This is a genomic window from Leptospira terpstrae serovar Hualin str. LT 11-33 = ATCC 700639 (assembly GCF_000332495.1).
GTDB classification, from domain to species: Bacteria; Spirochaetota; Leptospiria; order Leptospirales; family Leptospiraceae; genus Leptospira_A; species Leptospira_A terpstrae.
The window spans coordinates 88,886-108,552 of record NZ_AOGW02000015.1 but is presented as its reverse complement, the minus strand read 5'-3'; the positions used below and the strand labels follow the sequence as shown (position 1 = coordinate 108,552).

21 protein-coding genes are annotated in these 19,667 nt (G+C 39.1%); 16 read left to right on the top strand and 5 right to left on the bottom strand.

Features of this window, described 5'->3' with window-relative positions; genetic code table 11:
• Positions 1–592, top strand: a 592-nt coding sequence (locus LEP1GSC203_RS15320) for an integrase core domain-containing protein (RefSeq protein ID WP_039938190.1), incomplete at its 5' end; no start/stop codon positions are given.
• Positions 593–599: 7 nt separating this feature from the next.
• Here the strand turns inward: LEP1GSC203_RS15320 and LEP1GSC203_RS19795 are convergent.
• Together LEP1GSC203_RS19795 and LEP1GSC203_RS15315 are read right to left on the bottom strand one after the other, a co-directional pair.
• The gene (locus LEP1GSC203_RS19795) at positions 600–791 is read right to left on the bottom strand and encodes an AraC family transcriptional regulator (protein ID WP_084765008.1); all 192 of its coding nucleotides are present in this window, start codon (positions 789–791) and stop codon (positions 600–602) included.
• Between the two features lie 66 nt (positions 792–857).
• Positions 858–1,250 carry a VOC family protein gene (locus LEP1GSC203_RS15315; RefSeq protein WP_002974970.1) on the bottom strand — a complete coding sequence of 131 codons (393 nt, stop codon included), beginning with the start codon at positions 1,248–1,250 and terminating at the stop codon, positions 858–860.
• A gap of 253 nt (positions 1,251–1,503) precedes the next feature.
• On the opposite strand from LEP1GSC203_RS15315, the gene LEP1GSC203_RS15305 reads away from it, so the two are divergent.
• Positions 1,504–1,968 (top strand): hypothetical protein, encoded by a 465-nt coding sequence (locus LEP1GSC203_RS15305; protein WP_002974885.1) that lies wholly within the window; start codon positions 1,504–1,506, stop codon positions 1,966–1,968.
• 183 nt (positions 1,969–2,151) lie between these two features.
• Positions 2,152–3,018: a DUF6544 family protein gene (locus tag LEP1GSC203_RS15300; protein ID WP_002974913.1), complete on the top strand. Its 867-nt coding sequence runs from the start codon at positions 2,152–2,154 to the stop codon at positions 3,016–3,018.
• A gap of 29 nt (positions 3,019–3,047) precedes the next feature.
• Here the strand turns inward: LEP1GSC203_RS15300 and LEP1GSC203_RS15295 are convergent, their stop codons facing one another.
• The 3 genes from LEP1GSC203_RS15295 to LEP1GSC203_RS15285 are packed head-to-tail and all read right to left on the bottom strand — an operon-like array spanning position 3,048 to position 5,163.
• Positions 3,048–3,776 (bottom strand): class I SAM-dependent methyltransferase, encoded by a 729-nt coding sequence (locus LEP1GSC203_RS15295; protein WP_002974910.1) that lies wholly within the window; start codon positions 3,774–3,776, stop codon positions 3,048–3,050.
• Positions 3,773–4,768 carry a hypothetical protein gene (locus tag LEP1GSC203_RS15290; RefSeq protein ID WP_002974920.1) on the bottom strand — a complete coding sequence of 332 codons (996 nt, stop codon included), beginning with the start codon at positions 4,766–4,768 and terminating at the stop codon, positions 3,773–3,775. Before LEP1GSC203_RS15290 ends, LEP1GSC203_RS15295 begins: the two co-directional genes overlap by 4 nt.
• A gap of 53 nt (positions 4,769–4,821) precedes the next feature.
• Entirely contained in the window at positions 4,822–5,163 is a 342-nt protein-coding gene (locus LEP1GSC203_RS15285) for a hypothetical protein (protein WP_039938178.1), read from the bottom strand.
• Positions 5,164–5,721: 558 nt separating this feature from the next.
• Here LEP1GSC203_RS15285 and LEP1GSC203_RS15275 point away from each other — a divergent pair.
• The 13 genes from LEP1GSC203_RS15275 (at position 5,722) to LEP1GSC203_RS15215 (ending at position 19,661) form a co-directional block, all read left to right on the top strand.
• Positions 5,722–5,955, top strand: a complete 234-nt coding sequence (locus LEP1GSC203_RS15275) for a hypothetical protein (RefSeq protein WP_002974969.1) — start codon at positions 5,722–5,724, stop codon at positions 5,953–5,955.
• Positions 5,956–5,957: 2 nt separating this feature from the next.
• Positions 5,958–6,863 (top strand): 30S ribosomal protein S2, encoded by a 906-nt coding sequence (rpsB, locus tag LEP1GSC203_RS15270; RefSeq protein ID WP_039938175.1) that lies wholly within the window; start codon positions 5,958–5,960, stop codon positions 6,861–6,863.
• On the top strand, positions 6,863–7,459 hold the full coding sequence (gene tsf, locus LEP1GSC203_RS15265) for a translation elongation factor Ts (protein WP_002974916.1): 597 nt from the start codon (positions 6,863–6,865) through the stop codon (positions 7,457–7,459). The genes rpsB and tsf overlap by 1 nt, the downstream gene beginning before the upstream one ends.
• On the top strand, positions 7,449–8,195 hold the full coding sequence (gene pyrH, locus LEP1GSC203_RS15260; RefSeq protein ID WP_002974914.1) for a UMP kinase: 747 nt from the start codon (positions 7,449–7,451) through the stop codon (positions 8,193–8,195). Before tsf ends, pyrH begins: the two co-directional genes overlap by 11 nt.
• A complete protein-coding gene (frr, locus tag LEP1GSC203_RS15255) occupies positions 8,185–8,736 on the top strand; it encodes a ribosome recycling factor (protein ID WP_002974976.1) in 552 nt (183 codons plus the stop codon). Before pyrH ends, frr begins: the two co-directional genes overlap by 11 nt.
• A 6-nt stretch (positions 8,737–8,742) precedes the next feature.
• A complete protein-coding gene (locus LEP1GSC203_RS15250; RefSeq protein WP_002974932.1) occupies positions 8,743–9,456 on the top strand; it encodes an isoprenyl transferase in 714 nt (237 codons plus the stop codon).
• A complete protein-coding gene (locus LEP1GSC203_RS15245; protein ID WP_002974898.1) occupies positions 9,453–10,364 on the top strand; it encodes a phosphatidate cytidylyltransferase in 912 nt (303 codons plus the stop codon). The genes LEP1GSC203_RS15250 and LEP1GSC203_RS15245 overlap by 4 nt, the downstream gene beginning before the upstream one ends.
• A 30-nt stretch (positions 10,365–10,394) precedes the next feature.
• Positions 10,395–11,555, top strand: a complete 1,161-nt coding sequence (dxr, locus tag LEP1GSC203_RS15240; RefSeq protein WP_002974911.1) for a 1-deoxy-D-xylulose-5-phosphate reductoisomerase — start codon at positions 10,395–10,397, stop codon at positions 11,553–11,555.
• Positions 11,552–13,258 (top strand): site-2 protease family protein, encoded by a 1,707-nt coding sequence (locus tag LEP1GSC203_RS15235; RefSeq protein ID WP_039938171.1) that lies wholly within the window; start codon positions 11,552–11,554, stop codon positions 13,256–13,258. Before dxr ends, LEP1GSC203_RS15235 begins: the two co-directional genes overlap by 4 nt.
• A 43-nt stretch (positions 13,259–13,301) precedes the next feature.
• Entirely contained in the window at positions 13,302–15,062 is a 1,761-nt protein-coding gene (locus LEP1GSC203_RS15230; RefSeq protein ID WP_002974945.1) for a proline--tRNA ligase, read from the top strand.
• A 193-nt stretch (positions 15,063–15,255) separates the two neighbouring features.
• On the top strand, positions 15,256–16,446 hold the full coding sequence (gene trpB / locus LEP1GSC203_RS15225) for a tryptophan synthase subunit beta (protein WP_002974884.1): 1,191 nt from the start codon (positions 15,256–15,258) through the stop codon (positions 16,444–16,446).
• Positions 16,443–17,243 carry a tryptophan synthase subunit alpha gene (gene trpA / locus LEP1GSC203_RS15220; protein ID WP_002974893.1) on the top strand — a complete coding sequence of 267 codons (801 nt, stop codon included), beginning with the start codon at positions 16,443–16,445 and terminating at the stop codon, positions 17,241–17,243. Before trpB ends, trpA begins: the two co-directional genes overlap by 4 nt.
• 90 nt (positions 17,244–17,333) lie before the next feature.
• Positions 17,334–19,661: an adenylate/guanylate cyclase domain-containing protein gene (locus LEP1GSC203_RS15215; protein WP_002974912.1), complete on the top strand. Its 2,328-nt coding sequence runs from the start codon at positions 17,334–17,336 to the stop codon at positions 19,659–19,661.
• The last annotated feature ends 6 nt before the right edge of the window (positions 19,662–19,667 follow it).

Here is a 19,667-nt window from a genome sequence, read left to right as displayed (position 1 = left end):
TGGAATGCCTCTTGCCATTCGAACTGACAACGGTCCACCATTTGCCTCGAATGCGCTGGCAGGGCTTAGTAAACTTTCTGTATGGTGGATCAAACTGGGAATCAAGTTGGAGCGGATTGAACCAGGCAAACCACAACAAAATGGTAGGCATGAAAGAATGCATAAAACCTTAAAGGAAGAAACGGCTTTGCCTCCAAGGTCTAGCTTAGAGACACAACAAAAAGCATTTCGAGATTTTCAGAAAGAATTCAATTACCTAAGACCACATGAAGGAATTCAAAATTCTTTTCCTGCTAACCATTACCAAAAGTCGAAAAGGAAATTCCCAAAACGGATTGTAAAAGCTTCTTATCCAACAAACATCATGATTGGAGAAATCAATGACATAGGGAATCTTCATATTGAAGGCCATCGGATCTTTCTATCTTCCGCGTTAGCAGATGAAGAAGTTGGTTTAGAGGAAATCTCGGACAGGCATGTAAAGATTCATTTTTATGGAGTTAGCCTTGGTGTGATCGATTTGTATACGGGAAAGTTGTTGCATTTTAAAAATCCAATGCAATCCTCATTACCGTCTGAATCAGGATTTTAATGCATCTTTATGTAAAGTATGTATTGAGACAAAACTGTAAAGGATGTACGAGTACACTCACTTGGATGGATTTAAATAAACGATGGAAGTGCCAGTCGCTATATCCTGTAAAAAATGCAATTTGGTTTAGGCCAATCGTTTCTTCCAGTTGGCTCTCCATTTTGTTCCAAATGGGATAGAGGTTGGGTTTTTGTGTCAAAGGAGGAACCTCTTTTTCTTTCCAGAGGAAAGATCGAAAAGGTTTCTCCTTTTGTCGTTCTAATTTTTAATTAGAATTTCTTTCCTGGACAATATCAATTCCAATTCCGTTTGGATCGACTAAAGTAAAATGTACATCTCCCCAATCTTCCGTAGTGAGAGGAAGGTCAATGGGTGCATTGTTTTGTTTCATTTTCTCAAACTCTTTCGTTACTTCCTTGGATTCGAATATAAACCAAATGCCTTTTCCTTGGTAAGAATTTTGGAAATATGATTTTCTAACCTGTGTTTGGTTAGGTTTCATAATAGCCAACTCCACCTCTGGACGATTGGGTAAACATAATAATACAAACCAATCGGATTCGAATTTTGTTTCTAACCCTAACCATTTTTCATAAAATACTTTCGTTTCTATTAATTTTTCGGTGATGATTCCCGTTTGGATTTGTTGGAATGCCATATTCTCTCCTTATGATTTTCCAGTATACATGGGTTCCAAAACCAAATTGGATCGTTTTTGCGATTTTTTTATATGGATATTCAACTTCTAGTGAATTGTATCAAAAAATTGTAATAGTCGGTGATAAGTTTTATTTGGCCTTTGTCACAGTAATGTATTTTCTCAATATAAAAATAAAAAACCAATTCCTCTTTTTTTGTAACTCTTAAAGAAAAAAATTGACCAACTTCAATTTTAACAACTGTTTGTTTAAATGATTCAATTTAAATTCCATTTGTATTTACAAAAAATAGTTTTTTTAGTCTCGTTTATATTTTTTGGATGTATCGGTGATTTATATTATGATTCGCGAGACGGTTTAGATGACAGTAAGGTTTCACGTTCTTATGCAGTCAGGAAATTTTATAGTGCATTACTCGTTAAACGTACCCTTTGTCCAGTTTCGATTGATACAACTTTATTTAGCGCTGCCTATTATACTACATCCTTGAAATCGGGTTGTAATGGGTTTTCAACAACGAAAGAATCTCAACGCACACTCCGTAGTTGTGGTTCGGTTTATGAATATGTGGAGAAAAAAGATCTAACAGTTTGTTTGAATGAAGTACTGTTTTTTCCTTGTGAGTCAATCGTGAAAGCCTCGGGTAATGTGGCTCCGAACTTCCCTGTTTGTCGTGGTTTGTTTGGCCCAGCTGATGCAGGCTCGGTATATTTGTAGAGTCAGGTCTAACTCATTTTTTCACTAAAAAGGTGGGTTGATACTGGCCAGCAAGCAGAAGTTTTGTTATTAGAATGATTCAAAGTAAGAATTTCTAATTGTAGGGAATCTCTTCTCTCTTGACTGCAATTTTAAATCATCTATCCTAAATAAGGTCTACAAGTTTTAGGTGATGGCGGTATCATGAAGTTTCAATTTTTAAAAAAGCAAAATCTTTTTCTTTTTTTCTGCGGTAAAATAAATCTTATCTTTTTACTCGGTTGCAGTAGTGTACAAAATTCTTTTTTTGCCAGAGTGGATAAAGAGTTTTCTACCCAACCATTGGTTTCTCCGGCAGTTCTTGCAGAAGCGGACATTCGACATATGCCTACTCCTGTTCGGAAATATTTAAAATACACCGGTGTCATCGGAAAAGCGAAAGTACAGAACATGCGAATTCTTTTTAAAGAGCAAATGTACAAAAGTCCTGAAGCAAATCCGATGGATTCTTCTTCTGAACAGTATAATTTTTTTATTCGTCCCGCTCGCCACTTCTATATGGAGGCAAGTATGATGGGAATTCCCTTTCGTGTCCTTCATTCTTATTCGGAAGAAAAAGCTACGATGTTAGTTCGTGTAGCTTCTCTTTTTGATGCTGTTAATTTAGATACGGAAGAGCTAACAATGGCAGAAACTGTCACTGTGTTAAACGACCTTTGTTTGTTTGCTCCAGCGGCATTGATTGATCAAAAAATCTCTTGGGAGCCAATAAGCCCATTGTCTGCAAAAGTATATTTTAAAAATGGAAAATGGAAAGTTTCTGCTATTCTTTTTTTTAATGAAACAGGTGAGTTGGTGAAATTTGTATCGGATGACCGTTCTGCTTTGCAAGATAATGGGAGTTTGCGAAAGGCTCGCTGGACAACTCCTGTGAGAGATTATAAAGACTTTAACGGAATAAAGGTGCCAAGTTATGGAGAAGCCATCTGGAATTATCCAGAAGGAGATTATATATACGGTAAGTTTTTTCTAAAAAACATCGAATATAATGTAAAAGAGCGAAAACCTTAAGTTGAACTATAAGGAACGAATCGTATCTTTTATTTTTTTGCAAGTATGGTTATCATTCTTTGAAACGTCTCTTCCCACTCCCAATGAAAACCTGCTTCTTTTAGATAAAGTAAACATTCTTCTTCAAGTAGTCGTACTTTAAAATAAGAACTCACTGACATTACCCAGCCCCCTTCTTTTTTTTCATATAACTGGTCTGTGACTCTAATTTTATTCTCTTCATATTCTAATACACAAGTATGGATTTTGGAAGGATCGGACATTACGGGAATGAATCGAGAATCACCAGTGAGAGGTTTGGAATAATCTCGAAAAGAGATTAGAAAGTTTCCTCCGGGAATTAATGATTCGTAACATGATTTAATAAAAACTTGAATCTCTTCTTTTGAATTAAGATGGGTAATTGTATCCCCACAACATAATATGAATTTAGGTTGTTTATCTTTCCATTGAACAACAGATAAGATATCATCGTCCACAATTTGGATGGATTGGTTCGAATCTTTTGCATTTTTTTCCAATTCAGAAAGAAGTTGTTTGTTAAAGTCAACTGCAATGACTTGATAACCTAATTTGGATAAGGCCAATGACTGAACCCCATTGCCTGCACCTAAATCAATCGCTACTTCATTTCTTTTTGCAGTTAAATTTTTTTTAAATAAAAACTCTCGAAACTCGGTTTCCTTAGTTTTCCAATCTCCGAGCATCCAAGAGTAAAAATTTCCAAGATGGTTTGCGTAATGGTTTTTTGTATTCATTGGGTAATATCCTTTAATACTTCCAAAGCCCATAATTTTTTTGTATAGAAGATCATTCTTTCAAAGTTTTCTTTTTCTTGGTGAATTTTATCTTTAGATTCTTTTGTTTTCAGAAGAATGGATAAATCTTCTTTGAATGTTTTAAAACACTGCCTTTCCTTTTCAGCATTTCTTTCTTCTAAACAATCAGTTTTCTTTTTGCAAAGGGCATCCAATCCATAGCGATCAATAGGACATTGAGAGTAGATGAAAAAATCAGAATTTTTTCTGCAATAACAACCGAAGTAGGTTTTATCCTTTGTTGTATTGATTTTTTCTAGGAGTAGATTTGAAAAATTAGTTGGATTTAGATTTAGTTTTGCATTCGCAGTGGTTCTCGAACGAATTTCTTGAATGTAATTTTGATCATTTACACATTCATATGGAAATTCCAAACAATAATCAATCAGTTGATCATTGGGTATATATACAAGTTCTGATTTTGATTTAGAATCCCAGATTTTGGGTTTATAAAATTGTTCCTTATGTTTGCTGTAGCCACGTTCTTGTTTTTTCTCTCTTAATTCTTTGATTTTTTGTGATAGAATTTTTTCATCGATTAAACTGTATTCTCGAAATGCCTTGATGGGACCATTGGACCCAGTTGTTTTTGTTCTATCCTTTTCAAGTTTAGCATTTAATTTCTCTTTTGAGTTTGGATCTAAATAGAGTAAGTAACCTGTGAGGTGGTATTGGTCACAATAGTAACCTGAGAATAAAGGTATAAAAGAAATATACCAGGTATAATCATGGGATTGGTAAATTCGTAAATCTTCAATGATATCAAAAGGTTCGTTATTTAAAAAAACATTTCGAAACTCTCCATTCTCCCAAATACGGATGATTAAGTTTCTTTCGAGTATGTTATTGGAAAAAACTGCCTTTCTGTCACAAGTGTTAGCAATGAAGGGAAGTCGTTTTGTGGTTTGGTATTCATTTTTTGAAATTTCCACCTGTTGAAAGGTTTGGTGGCTAAGACAACAAAAGAAGAAACAAAAAAATGAAACTAGTAATATTCGATACATAGATAACTGGAAGATTCGTAAATGGAGACGATTGTCCTTTCATCTAAAAAATCTAATTTTTTGATTAATTCCGTTTCGTTTCTTTCACAGAATCTTTTTTTCTGTTTTTTGGAATCTATTTGTTTTGTTTCACCAATTACTACTTTTCCAAGTTTGATGATGTTTCCGCGAAAATTAGGTATCGTTTCGAAGCTTTTGGTTTTTTCATCAAAGTAAACTCGATTTTGGTTCCTTGCTGAATCCATATTCACAAATCCATGAAAACTGGATCCAATGAGACAGTTTTGAAAGCAAAACAGAAATAAGGTGGTAATCCTTTTCATTTTGTTCCGAGTTTAAATTAATTTCATCAATGGATCAAGCTTCTTTTGTTCAGGAAGGTTATCTGATCTGAAATTAAAGCTGTTGCCTCTTTAAGATTCACATGTTCGATTCCGCGAAAAATATGCAGAATACCTGCAGCTCCTAGATAAAGTCCTCCGACGGTAGCCGCCATGTGAAACGAGGGGAAAGCTAACGATAGAATGGCGAGCCCTCCCATAAGTAGATTCGCAAATCGTTTGTTTCGAAAAATCTTATTGTAGAGGCCAAATCCTAGTCGAGGTTTTATTTTGCGCCAGGGATCCGGAGGGCGTAAGGTCCGAAGGACGGGAGCATTCGCGGACCCCGGAGGGAGCCCGGTCCTTTTTGGATTTCCGGTTCCATTTTTACGGAGAGTGGAGGCGCCCCCGCAAAAAAAGAGAGTTCCTAGCACTATGGAATGCGGATTTTCCTCTGGATGGGGTCCAAACTCTGTTTTCAGAACTTCAGAATTCCTTTCCCCTTGACAATCTGCCCAAATTCCAAATTCTGACAGGGAAGCTTAACAAAGGTGCTTTTGGATGAACAAAACCCAAATCGGGAACCTACTTTTGGTGCTTTTTTTGGGACTGATGGCGGGAGCCGTGGCGGGAGTGGTCCTTGACCGACTTCTTGGCACAACATACCTCTCTCGGTTTTTGTTCGAATCACCAGTATCACTTGAGCTTTACATAATTAAAGTCGAGTTCCAGCTAACCCCTGCAAGTATCGTTGGTCTTGTAGCGTCTGGATATCTCGCACTAAAAAAGGGGTAACTATGTCAGTAATTTCCATGAAAAGTCTGCTAGAAGCAGGCGTACACTTCGGTCACCAAACACGTCGTTGGAATCCAAAAATGAGCCCGTATGTCTATACAGCTCGTAACGGAATTCATATCATCGACCTTCAAAAAACCGTTCAAAAAACGAAAGAAGCTTACGACGCTTTGAAAAAACTTACCGGCCAAGGTAAGAAAGTTCTTTTTGTAGGAACTAAAAAACAAGCTCGTGGTGCTATCGAAAGAGCAGCGCAAGCGTGCAGTATGTACTATGTATCTAACCGTTGGTTAGGTGGACTTCTCACTAACTGGAACACAGTAAAGAAGTCTATTGCTCGTTTGAAAAGACTTGAGCAAATGGAAGAGAACAACTCTTTCGAACAAGAAGCTAGAACTAAAAAAGAAGCACTCTCTTTGAAACGTGAGTTGGAAAAACTCCGCCAAACACTTGGTGGGATTAAAGATATGGCAGTTGTGCCAGAAATTCTTTTTGTAATCGATCCTAAAAAAGAAGAAATTGCAGTGAAAGAAGCAAAAAAACTTGGTTTGAAAGTGTTCGCAGTGATTGATACAAACTGTGACCCAGAGCCAATCGATTACCCAATTCCAGGTAACGATGATGCGATCCGTGCAATTTCATTATTCCTTGATACTATGGCAAATGCTGTACTCGAAGGAACAGGTGGAGAAGTCATTCAAACTAATTTTGCTGAAGATATGGACGCAGAACAACTTGCTCTTGAATACCAAGGTGAGTATGATGAGTCCGGAAAATTCATTATGGACGATGAACTTCCTCCAGTAGCAAAAGACATCCCTGTCGATCCTGAAGCAGCAAAAAAAGCAGCGGAAGTAGCAGCAGCTACGGAAGCAGAAGTAAAACCGACTACAGAGGTGAAAGAGTAATGGCAGTTAGCTCCGAACAAATTAAAGATCTCCGCGAACGTACAGGCGCGGGGATGATGGATTGCAAAAAAGCCCTCGAAGAAAACGGTGGCGATGTTGAAAAATCGGTCACTTATTTGAGAGAGAAAGGATTGGCTAAAGCGGCGAAACGCGCAGGTCGTGAGACTGGCGAAGGAAAAGTAATCGCATACATCCACGGAACAGGAAAAACAGGAGTTCTCGTTGAACTTAACTGTGAAACCGATTTCGTTGCCAACAATGAAGCATTTGAAGCTCTTGGAAAAGAAATTGCCCTTCAAATCACTGCGATGAACCCACTTTATGTCAGTGAAGAATCCATCCCAAAATCAGAAATTGATAGTGAGATGAGTGTTCAAAAAGCCCTTCTCGAACAAGAAGGCAAAAAACCGGAACAAATCGAAAAGATCCTTCCTGGTAAAATGAAAAAATACTTTGAAGAGATTTGTCTCATTCACCAAAAATCGATTCGTGACAACTCCAAAACCATCAATGACCTTCTCCAAGAGGCCATTGCAAAATTTGGAGAGAACATTACTGTTGGTAGGTTCTCGAGGTTCCAAGTAGGTGGGAACTAGTCCGCGTTTCAAAAGAATTTTAATCAAACTCTCCGGCGAGGCTCTTGCCGGTGAGGGTGAGCTTGGTATTGATACCAATAAAACATTTTCTCTCGCCGGTCAAATCAAGGAAGTTCATGACTTAGGTCTCGAAGTTGCTGTAGTTGTTGGTGGTGGAAATATGATCCGTGGCGAAACTTTAGCAAAGTCCGGAATGGACCGAGCGACAGCAGACTACATGGGAATGCTTGGCACCATAATGAATGGTCTCGCCTTACAAGATGCATGTGAAAAACAAGGAATGTTTACCCGAGTTCTTTCTGCCATCGAAATGAAATCTGTTGCTGAACCTTATATTCGTAGACGTGCGGTTCGCCATTTAGAAAAAAATCGTGTTATTATATTTGCTGGTGGGACAGGGAATCCGTATTTTACAACGGATACTACTGCATCCCTTCGTGCAGTGGAAGTCGGGTGTGAAGTCATCCTCAAAGCCACAAAAGTAGACGGTGTGTATACTGCGGATCCGAAAAAAGATCCCAATGCAAAACGTTACTTAGAAGTTTCTTTTATGGAGTCCATTAAACACCGGTTAAAGGTTATGGATTCAACTGCTTTAAGTCTCTGCATGGACAATAATATGCCCATTATCGTGTTTGATATCTTTAAGGCAGGGAATTTAAGGAAACTAATCGATGGGGAACCTATCGGTACGTTAATCTCCAATTCAGAGGAAGTGATTCTAGATGGTAGATGAAATTATAAAATCAATGCAGTCCAAAATGGACAAAACTGTTGATGCTTTGAAAAAAGACTTCGGTACGATTCGTACGGGAAAAGCAAATCCTATGATGGTAGAAGATGTAAGAGTGGACTATTACGGTACACTGACTCCGTTAAACCAACTCGGTAAAATTGCCTGCCCAGAACCTCGTGTGATTCTTATCACTCCTTTTGAAAAAGGAATGTTGAAAGATATCGAAAAGGCAATTTTTGCTGCAAGCCTTGGCCTTACTCCGAATAACGATGGTTCTAGCATTCGAATTAATATCCCTGAGCTAACAGGGGAAAGACGAAAGGAACTTGCAAAAGTTGTAAAACAAAAGGCCGAAGAAAAAAAAGTGGCGATTCGTAACATCCGACGTGATGCAAACGATGAGTTAAAAAAACAACAGGCAGAAATGTCCCAAGATGAAGTAAAAGGCCACCAAGATAAGATTCAAAAAATTACAGATTCTTATATTGCCAAATTGGGAGAATTGGAAAAGGAAAAAGAAAAAGAGATCACTACTCTTTAATTTCCTATGAAGTTTAATACAATCCCCGCACACATTGCTGTCATCATGGACGGAAATGGAAGGTGGGCTGAAAGCCAGGGGAAAAAAAGAACCGAAGGCCACAGAGAAGGGGCGAATGCAATTGATCGCCTTTTGGATGTGGCTTTGGAATATAAAATCCCCAACATCTCTCTTTATGCATTTTCCACAGAAAACTGGAAACGTCCCATCACAGAAATTCAAGCCATCTTTGGTTTGTTAGTTGAATTTATCGAAACAAGACTTGATACCATTCACGAAAAAGGGATTCGGATTCATCACAGTGGTGCAAGAAACAAACTTTCTAAAACAGTTTTAACAAAGATTGACCATGCCATGGCGGTCACTAAAAAAAACAAAAAACTCACTGCTAACTTTTGTTTGAACTATGGTGGGCACGAAGAGATTTTGAGTACCTTTTCTAGGATCATGTCAGCTCGTAAGTCCAAAAAAGAAACTTTGGACAAACCGATTAGCCCTAAAGATTTTGAAAAATATTTGTATACATCTCCTTTACCACCCGTAGATTTATTGATCAGAACTGCGGGAGAACAAAGGATTTCCAATTTCCTTTTATGGCAGAGTGCGTATGCTGAAATGTATTTTACGAATACACTTTGGCCGGACTTTGGAAGGACCTCTTTAGAGGAAGCCCTTCTCTTTTTTGATTCCCGAAAACGTAAATTTGGTGGTTTGTTATGAGTGAGACAACACTCCGTATCCTATCTGCAATCGTATTGACTTTTGTCTATGTGTTTATGATCTTCCATAGTTCCTTTTACTATTTGGAATTCTTTTTGTTTGGTTGTGTGACCATCTACTTGGGTTTAAAAGAACTCTATGCCTTTTGTAAACGGGAAGATTCTAAACCCTTCTTTGGGACTGGGCTTTTCTTTTCGTTATTAATCTTTTCAGTTTATTACATCCAATTTTTAGGGCTCCAATTCCAAGTGACTCCTCCTTCTTATATTTTGGAATTGTCTAAAATTTTGAGAGAAGGGTTCCATCCTGTTCCTTTTTTATTAATCGCTCTCTCGCTAACTGTTTGGATTTTGCAAATTCTGAAACGCCCGTTAGATGGTGCGTTATTCTCTGCAAGTGCGACTATTCTTGGCCCCATTTACTTAGCAATTCCCATTGGCCATTTTTTGCTTCTCTTGGCTTTCCCATTTGGAGCCTATTATATCTTTTTAGTTTCTGTGATTACGTTTATGAGTGATGCAGGAGCCTACTTTGGCGGTCGTTGGTTTGGAAAACACCCAGCTGGTCTAAAGATCTCTCCTAAAAAAACTTGGGAAGGATATGTGACCGGAAATATTACAGCCGTTTTGGGTGTACAAATTCTCAATGTAACTTGGGAACATTTTAGCGGAGTCAAATTGCCCATTGGTGTGATCGAATCCATCCTTGTTGCTTTTGTAGTTTCTATCATTTCTGTGATGGGTGACCTTGCTGAGTCTGCAATGAAACGAGATGCCAAAATTAAAGATTCAGGAAGCTTAATCCCTGGCCACGGTGGGGTGCTTGATTTAGCAGATGCACTTCTATTTACCGTTCCTGTGATTTACTATTATTTTCTATTTAAGGGAATCCTCGGATACTCGGTCTGATTCTCTTCTCGAGAACGGTCTAACAGTTACATGGTTGGTGTATCCGTATTAGGAATTTCTGGTTCTGTTGGTTCTTCCACCGTGAAGGTCTTACGCCAATTTCGGGATTCCTTTTCTTTACGAAGTTTTTCAGTTCATTCCAATTGGGAACTAGCCAAAACACTGATTGATGAATTTTCCCCAGAAGTGGTGTCTGTCACAGACTCTCAGTTAGCTGGTAAGTTTGGTTCGAAGTATAAATCCACTACGATTCTTTATGGAGAAGATTCTCTCATCGATTTGGTTCAACTAACCAGTGTAGATGTGGTAGTGACAGCGGTTGTCGGGGCACGCGGGGTAAAACCGACGATTGCCGCCATTGAAGCAGGTAAAAAAATTGCCATCGCCAATAAAGAAACTCTTGTTACTTTTGGGCCGCTAATCAACCGTTTGGTTGCAAAACATAATACTCTTATGGTTCCAGTAGATTCCGAACACAATGCACTTTTTCAATTGATTGAACGAGAAAAAAGATCCAATATCCGCGCCATTACTCTTACCGCATCGGGGGGGAGTTTTCGCACTCTCCCTATCGAAGAGTTGGAGCATGTTTCCGTAAAACAGGCATTAAATCATCCGACTTGGTCCATGGGTCCAAAAATTACTGTGGATTCTGCTGGTCTTATCAATAAAGGTCTCGAAGTCATTGAAGCTCATTTTTTATTTGGATTTTCATATGATGAAATTGAAGTTGTGATCCACCCACAATCTTTGACTCATGGGATCATAGAAACAGTAGATGGTGCTTGTTTGCAATACACAAGCCATCCAGATATGATTTTCCCCATCGCTCATTCCTTATTTTATCCGACACCAACACCCAAAATGCTGATGGAAAGAAAACCATCCACATGGAAGACATTGGAATTTTTTTCGCCAGATTTGGGTCGGTATCCCGGTCTTTCGCTTGCTTACCAAGCAGGTAGAGCAGGCGGTGTGGCTCCTTCCGTATTCAATGCAGCGAATGAAGAAGCTGTGGCTTTGTTTTTAGAAGAAAGAATTTCTTTTACCGCCATACCTAAGTTAATTGAAAAGGCCTTAAATAAAATTTCCAATTCCTTTCCAGAAGATTTGGAAGGGTATTTAGAAAAAGATAAGGAAACTCGTAGTTATATTCAAAAAGAATTTGTGAGAGGGGGAGTGACTATATGATAGTAATGATACTCGGCGCCGTATTCATGTTAGCGGTTTCTATTTTTATCCATGAATTGGGGCACCTCTTATGTGGAAAGTTGGTCGGAGTGGAAGCTCGGATTTTTTCGTTAGGTTATGGTAAAGGAATCTGGAAAAAAAGAATTGGGAAAACCATCTACCAAATCACTGCCATCCCCATTGGAGGATATGTACTTTTCCGTGGTGACGACTATAGCAAAAACAAAAAACCAAGACAAGGGGATTTACTCTCAACGCCACCACTTCGTCGTATGATACCCGTTCTTGGTGGTCCATTCGCAAATTTAGTATTAGGTTTTGTTTTGCTATTTATTTTGGAACTGTCTGGAGATAGTCCTTCTTCCAATCGCATTTTTATTGAAGATGCCAATAAAGTATCAAGCCCTGCTTACACAGCGGGTCTTCGTACTGGTGACAAAATTGTTTCCATCAATGGAAAATCAACCGAAAGTTTCGAAGATATTTTTACCAATGTAAGTTTGACTTCTGGTGATCCTGTGGAAGTCACCTATAAACGTAATGAAGAGATCAAATCCGTACAAATTGTACCAAATTTATATTCTGCGGGTGGACATCCTACGATTGGTGTGATGCCTTTTGGGGAAAGAAGAGTCGTCGCTACCTTCACATACGGGGAACAAATCGGCCATTTTATGGCAAATCTACTGGATCGAGATGATAAGTCTTCTATCTACTTCCAAGAAAAAATTGAAGAAAGAAAAGAAGAAATTCCAGAAGAACTCTTAAAACAAAGAGAGATTCAAGAAAGGGAAAAATCACTCCGTAGACGTGCTCTCTCCTATTTGAAAGACGGGGATATGATTTTGCAAGTGGCAGGGGTGGACGTGCATACTGTCCCTGAATTGCAAACGGAACTGGGGAAACACCAGGGAAAAACCATTCCTGTAGTAGTTGAAAGAAAAACCTACCCGTTACTTACTCCTTGGGCTACCGAAACTGTAACGATCCAAATTCCTGTGTTAGGTGCCAATGTTTTTGAATTTTGGGATATCAAACACCCTAAATTTCCAGAGTTAGGAATTTCTTATTTTCGATTGGATAGTTATGATTCTGAAATTGAAAATCGACTTTCGAATCTAAAAATCCAAGACAAAACCTTCGACAAAGCGGACTCTCTTTCTGAATATTTGAAAGACAATTCAGGTAGAAAGGATGTCTGGATTGGAAACATGAAGTATTCCGCAAATGTCAATTTGAAGCCCATAGGATTACTCGGTTTTCGAGCTTCAATGAAATTTGAAGCGGAAAAGTTACAGAAAGAGTCTACTGTATACTCCTCGTTTGTTGGAGCATCCAATAAAGTTTATGAAAACGTATCCACAACCTTAAAAGGAATTGGGATGCTTTTTTCTGGACTCCTCTCTCCTAAAGAGAATTTATCTGGTCCCATTGGAATTGTACAAATTGCTGGAATTAGTTTGGAATATGGTTGGGTGACTTACCTTGACTTTGTCGCAAAAATTTCACTAGCCCTTATGGTTATGAATTTGCTTCCGATTCCTATGGCTGATGGAGGACACATTGTACTCTATGCATATGAAGCAATCACGGGAAGACCACTTCCTAGAAAGGCAATAGAAGCTATTTTTCGATTGGGATTTTTCTTTCTCATAGGACTTGGTCTCTATGTTTCCTTTAATGACGTGATGCGTATTTTTTAATTTCTGTTTTTACAAGTTATCTATAAATTTAAGAGAAATATCGATGAAAGCTAGTGCCTATTTAATCCCAACTGCAAAAGAAGATCCGCAAGATGCCGTTGTTGCATCACATAAACTCATGATGAGAGCAGGGCTTGTCCGTAAATCTGCTGCTGGACTCTATTCATATTTACCATTGGGACTTCGGATCTTAAAAAAAATTGAAGGGATTGTTCGTTCCGAAATGGACCTTGCTGGTGCATTAGAATTCCAACTTCCGATTTTGACTCCAAGTGAAATTTGGAAAGAGTCAGGTCGTTGGGATAAAATGGGAAAAGAGATGTTTCGTTTAAAGGATCGTCACGACAATGAGAGTTGCCTTGGTCCAACCCATGAAGAATCTTTTTGTGTTCTTGTGAAACCTATGGTTCGTTCTTATAAAGACCTTCCTATTAATGTATATCAAATTCATACGAAGTTTCGAGATGAAATCCGTCCGCGTTTTGGTGTGATTCGTTCACGTGAATTTACAATGAAGGATGCCTATTCCTTTCATTTAGATGATGAGTCTCTGGACAAAACTTACCAAACCATGCGTAAAACGTATCGCAGAATATTTGCGGGAATGGGACTTTCCACCATACCAGTGCAAGCTGATTCAGGAAACATGGGTGGATCTGCCTCTGAAGAATTTATGGTCGTGTCACCTATTGGTGAAGAAACACTTACGATTTGCCCATCTTGCCAGTATTCAGGAAATATTGAAAAAACTCCTGTAATTCTTAATCCAAAATCCAGCAAACAACCGTTTGTCGGTTCGGAAAAGATTCACACGCCTGCTAAAAAGACTATCACAGAAGTTGCTGAGTTTTTAAAGACAAAAGAAGAAAATTTACTCAAAGCAGTGGCATTATGGGCAGATGGAACTTACGTTCTTGTCTTTTTAGAAGGAGACCGTGAACTTAATGAAAACAAACTTAAGAATCATTTGGGTTGTAATGAATTAAGACCTATGGGACCAAAAGAAATGGAAACTTTAGGTCTTGTTCCAGGGTTTATTGGTCCTGGTTTTCCCAAATCAGTGAATCTGAAAGTGATCATTGATTCTCTGATCGATTGGAACTTTGCTTACATCTCTGGAGCCAATGAGGTGGACTACCATACTTCCGGAATCCAGATTTCTAAATTTTTTAAAGACGATGAAGTCTCAAAAATTGATGTATCGCAAGCGATAGAAGGAGATCCATGTCCGAATTGTGGAACAGGTCTTACTGCTGAAAAAGGAATCGAAGTAGGACATATTTTTAAATTAGGCCAAAAGTATTCGAAAGCTTTCGACATAACAGTATTGAATGATAAAGGTAAATCCACTACAACGACTATGGGTTGTTATGGGATTGGTGTGAACCGTTGTATGGCCACTGTAATAGAACAATGTAATGACGATAAAGGGATCTATTGGCCAGTATCCATAGCTCCGTTTACTGTTTGTTTGGTGAGTATTGCAAAAAATCCTGAAGACATCGCAAAAATTGAATCCATATACAAAGCACTCGTTGCTGCAGGGATTGAGGTTCTTTGGGATGATCGTGACTTAGGTCCTGGTTTTAAGTTCAAAGATTCGGAACTCATAGGTTTTCCAATTCGCCTTACGCTTGGAAAAGGATTTTTAGAAAAAGGTGAGATCACTATCCTTGATCGCAAATCCATGGTTGAGGAAACAGTTCCTTTCACTACCAATGAAGATTTAGTTGGAAAACTACAAAATCAAATCCAAGCACTCCATGAGACCCTTAAGAAAGAAGTGGAACAAGCAGGAATATGAACTTCTTTTGATTTTTTCTGTAGAATCCAGAGAAGGGATGGTGAGAATTCGGTCTTTGTGATAGAAGGAAGCCATTGGGTGGCGGGTCTAGTTCCCCACCCTTAGATCAGGGCGGGGAGAGTGTACCCAAAAACCCCCACCCCCACCCAAAGAAGCAGTTTTCATATTCCCCCATTCCCGTATCTTGGGATATATGGGCAAAAACCTACCTGGATATTTTGGTGAATTCGGTGGCCGTTACTCTCCTGAAATTTTAACGGAAGCATTAGAAGAGCTTGAATCCACCTATCAAAAGTTAAAGAAAAGTAAGAAGTTCAAAAAAGAACTCGAATACTATTTACGGAACTATGTCGGAAGACCTAGTCCGCTTACCTATGCCGAACGTCTCACCAAACATTGGGGAGGTGCTCGTATCTGGCTAAAACGCGAAGATCTAAATCATACTGGTGCTCATAAAATTAATAATGCGATAGGACAGGCTCTTATTGCAAGGTTTATGGGTAAAAAAAGAATCATAGCGGAAACAGGTGCCGGACAACACGGACTTGCGACTGCCACTGTGGGTGCTATGTTCGGAATGGAAACGGTTGTTTATATGGGTGCCGTGGATGTCCAAAGACAAAATCTCAATGCCAAAAAAATTGAGATGTTAGGTGCAAAGATTCTTCCTGTAACTGCGGGAGAAGCCACCCTCAAAGAAGCAACAAGTGAAGCTATGAGAGACTGGGCACTCAATGTTTCAACTACACATTATATTGTCGGTTCCGCCATTGGTCCTCACCCGTTCCCCACAATTGTGCGTGATTTACAGGCGGTCATTGGAAAGGAAGCGAAGTCACAATTTAAGAAAGAAAATAAAAAACTTCCAAGTGCAATTGTTGCCTGTGTGGGTGGAGGATCCAATGCCATTGGAATGTTTCACGCCTTCCTTAAAGACAAACAGGTTGCCATTTACGGAGCCGAAGCTGGGGGACTTGGTCCAAAACCAGGAGAACACTCTGCAACTTTAACCTATGGCAAAACGGGATTTTTACACGGAACAAAAACCTTAATCATCCAAGATGAATTTGGTCAAATTGTTCCTGCCCATTCTGTTTCTGCGGGTCTTGATTATCCGGGAGTGGGGCCTGAACATGCCTTTCTTTCTCAAACAGGAAGAGTTGACTACCGTATGGTGACAGACGAACAAGCGTTAGACTGCTTTTTGGAAGTATCTCGTATTGAAGGAATTATCCCTGCATTGGAAACGGCTCATGCCTTTCATGTAGCAAGGGATGTTGCTCGTGATCTTGGAAAGAAAAAAGATTTAATCATTTGTCTTTCTGGTCGAGGTGACAAGGACGTAACGGAAGTTTTGCGGTTATTAGGTGAAAGAAGTAAATGAGTAAAATAAAATCGTTATTCGATAGTGCTAAATTTAAGTCCGCGTTCATCCCCTATTTTACTTTAGGGGATCCAAATTATAATGATTCTATCGAATTCGGAAAAACCATTTTAGACAACGGAGCCGATATTTTGGAACTTGGGATTCCTTTTTCGGATCCGGTTGCCGATGGGCCAGTCATCCAAAGGGCTGTGGCTCGTTCCTTAAAAAATTCCTTTTCCTTCGATGAAATCTTTCGTGTTACAAAAGCCATTCATGACCACAAACCAGAAACCCCTCTAGTCTATCTTACTTATTTCAATCCCATTTACCATTGTGGGATTACGAAATTTTTAGATCGGGCAAAGGAATCTGGCATTGTTGGACTTGTGATTCCTGATTTGCCATTTGATACTGCGGAAAGCGAAACCTTGTTTCGAGAGCTTAAAGTTCGCGATATGGATTTGATCCATTTGGTGACACCGGCATCCGAGAAAAAAAGAATCCAAGCCCTTGCAAAAACATCCTCTGGTTTCATCTATTACGTTACCTCTTTTGGTGTTACTGGTGAAAGACGTGAGTTCTCATTGGATTTGAAGGAACGGATCCGGTTTTTGAAAGAAACCATCCAATTACCCATTTGCGCTGGATTTGGAATCTCTACCCCGGACCAAGCGAACCAAATTTCGCAGTATGCAGATGGGATCATCATCGGTTCTGCCATCCAAAGGATCATCGAAGAAAACGGTTCGGATCGTTCCAAGGTCGTTTCTGCATTGGCAGATTACATTTCGAAGATCAGAACATCGATTTCTTAAATTTTTTTCCCTTATCTATCAAAAACATTTGAGTCTCTTTAAAAAATTCGGGAAAATGGTCGGAAATTCCCAAACGAATAAAGAGGCTCTATGTCCGACAAAGAATCAAAATCGCTTTCGATTTTGGACTATCTCAGTGTTACCGTTGCCGCACTAGGAACACTAGGTGTGATCATTTCTGTCGTAATGACAGGGTGGGAATACGAATTTTCCTTCCTTATTGGCGGTTTGCTCACCCTTCTTACTTCTTCCTACTTTGTATACAAAACCATTGAAAAGGTTTCTAAAGACAAACAGAAGTCAGGTGCTATTTGGTTGTCCTATGTGATCGCCATTTTTATGTATACCTTGGTAAATACTTTCCAACCACTCAAGGATTTGGAAGAAAATTCTGTTTCCACAAGGTTTCAGTTTTTACGCGGATCTAACACAAAAACAGAAAGTGAAGGGGACACTGGTAGAATTGAATACATTCAATTCCAACCACCAGCAAAAGCTCGGAAAGATATCAATATCATTGGTATCACAACAGAATCATTGGAGAAACTACAAGGAACTTGGCCCCTACCTTGGAGTTATTATGCTGATATCATAGATACTTTTAAAGAATCGAACAACATTCTAATGTTCGATATTTTCTTCGTAGATTACAAACCCGGTCAATCGGAAGAGATGGCAGCAGCTCTTCAAAAGAACCGGAATGTCCTCTTTGACTACCCTATGGAAGTCAGTGCGGAGTCAAAAGAAGCGGTTCTCAATTTAGAAAAACGAATCGATATTCTAAGACAATTCCAATTAAAGAACGTAATCGATGAAAACGATGGCGGAATTTCTTGGGTTAAGTTTCCACAACCGCCCATTGAACCAATCGCTGAATTGTCAGCTGGTCTTGGTTTTGCGAACGTAAAAAAAGATGAATCTGGTTTGAACCGTAAGATGCCTCTCGTGGTAAAGGTTTATAACTCAGGTAGAGACAGAGAAACAGAATATTTCCCTTCCATCGACTTACTCATTGTTTGTAAATACTACGGAATTGATGTACAAAGAGATGTGGAAGTTAATATGGGGCACTATATCAAATTGTCCAACATCCCAAAAAAAATCATCCGTGAGTTCAACATCAAAGAACGTAAGTTTGAAGAACGAGATGTAATGCAAGTTCCGAATGAGAAAAGGGAAGTTGTGATCCCAATTGATTGGGAAGGGCAAATGGAAATCAACTTTGTGGGAGGAAGGTATTCCTTCAAACAAAATGAAATTTTCGAAGTTACCAATGATTGGGATGCTGAATTATTAGAAGCAAACCAAATTAACAACAAAATCTTTCTTGTTGCCATGTATTATGCAACAGGACGCGGGGCATCAAAAGACTCTCACTTATCTCCCTTTGGTGATATGTCTGGGATTGAACACCACGCTCATGCGATCAATACCATTCTAAATCAAGACTTTTTATCTACAGTTCCCAATTGGGGAATCTTTCTCATTTATGTAGGTCTTGGTGTGATGATCGGATTTTTGCAACCGCGTATGAAAACTCATATTGGATTTGCGATTATGTTGACTCAGTTATTACTTTACGTAGTTGCTGCGCTTTATATCTTCCAAGCATTTAACCTGATCACAGTACTTCCTTCCGTAACAATTGAACAGATTGTGGTCTTTGTTGCCATCATCGGTTTTAGGATTTTGACGGAAGAAGAAAACGTAAAATACATTCGCCAAACCTTTTCCAAGTTCGTTTCCAAAGATGTTGTGGATGAACTTCTCAAACATCCTGACAATTTAGCTCTGGGTGGATCCAAACGAGAAATCACCATTTTCTTTTCCGACGTTCGCGGGTTCACTACTATCTCCGAACAGTTGGGTCCAGAAGATTTGGTGAAGTTACTCAATGAATATCTTTCTGCAATGACGGACATCATCATCGAATACAAAGGAACCATTGATAAGTATATGGGAGATGCGATCATGGCTTTTTGGGGAGCACCAGTGCCCTTGGAAGACCACGCATACTATGCTTGCGTTGCGGCCCTTGCACAACTAGACTATTTGAAGGTGCTCCAGCAGAAATGGGCAGAACGAAATGTTCCTGTGATCGATATTGGTTGCGGACTCAACTCAGGTCCAGCCGTTGTTGGAAACATGGGTTCCTCTCACAGGATGGAATATACCTGTATGGGTGACACAATCAACTTAGGATCCCGTTTAGAAGGATCCAATAAAATGTACACCACAAATGTGATCATCTCTGAGTATACTTACGAAAAAGTGAAAGACCGAGTGGTCACTCGGGAACTAGATTTAGTGCGAGTAAAAGGAAAAACCCAGCCTGTTCGGATTTACGAATTGCTTGGAATCACAAACCCAGAAGATATGGAGAAAATGAAGCGGCCTCTCCAAAAGGCGGCAACATGAAGTTTA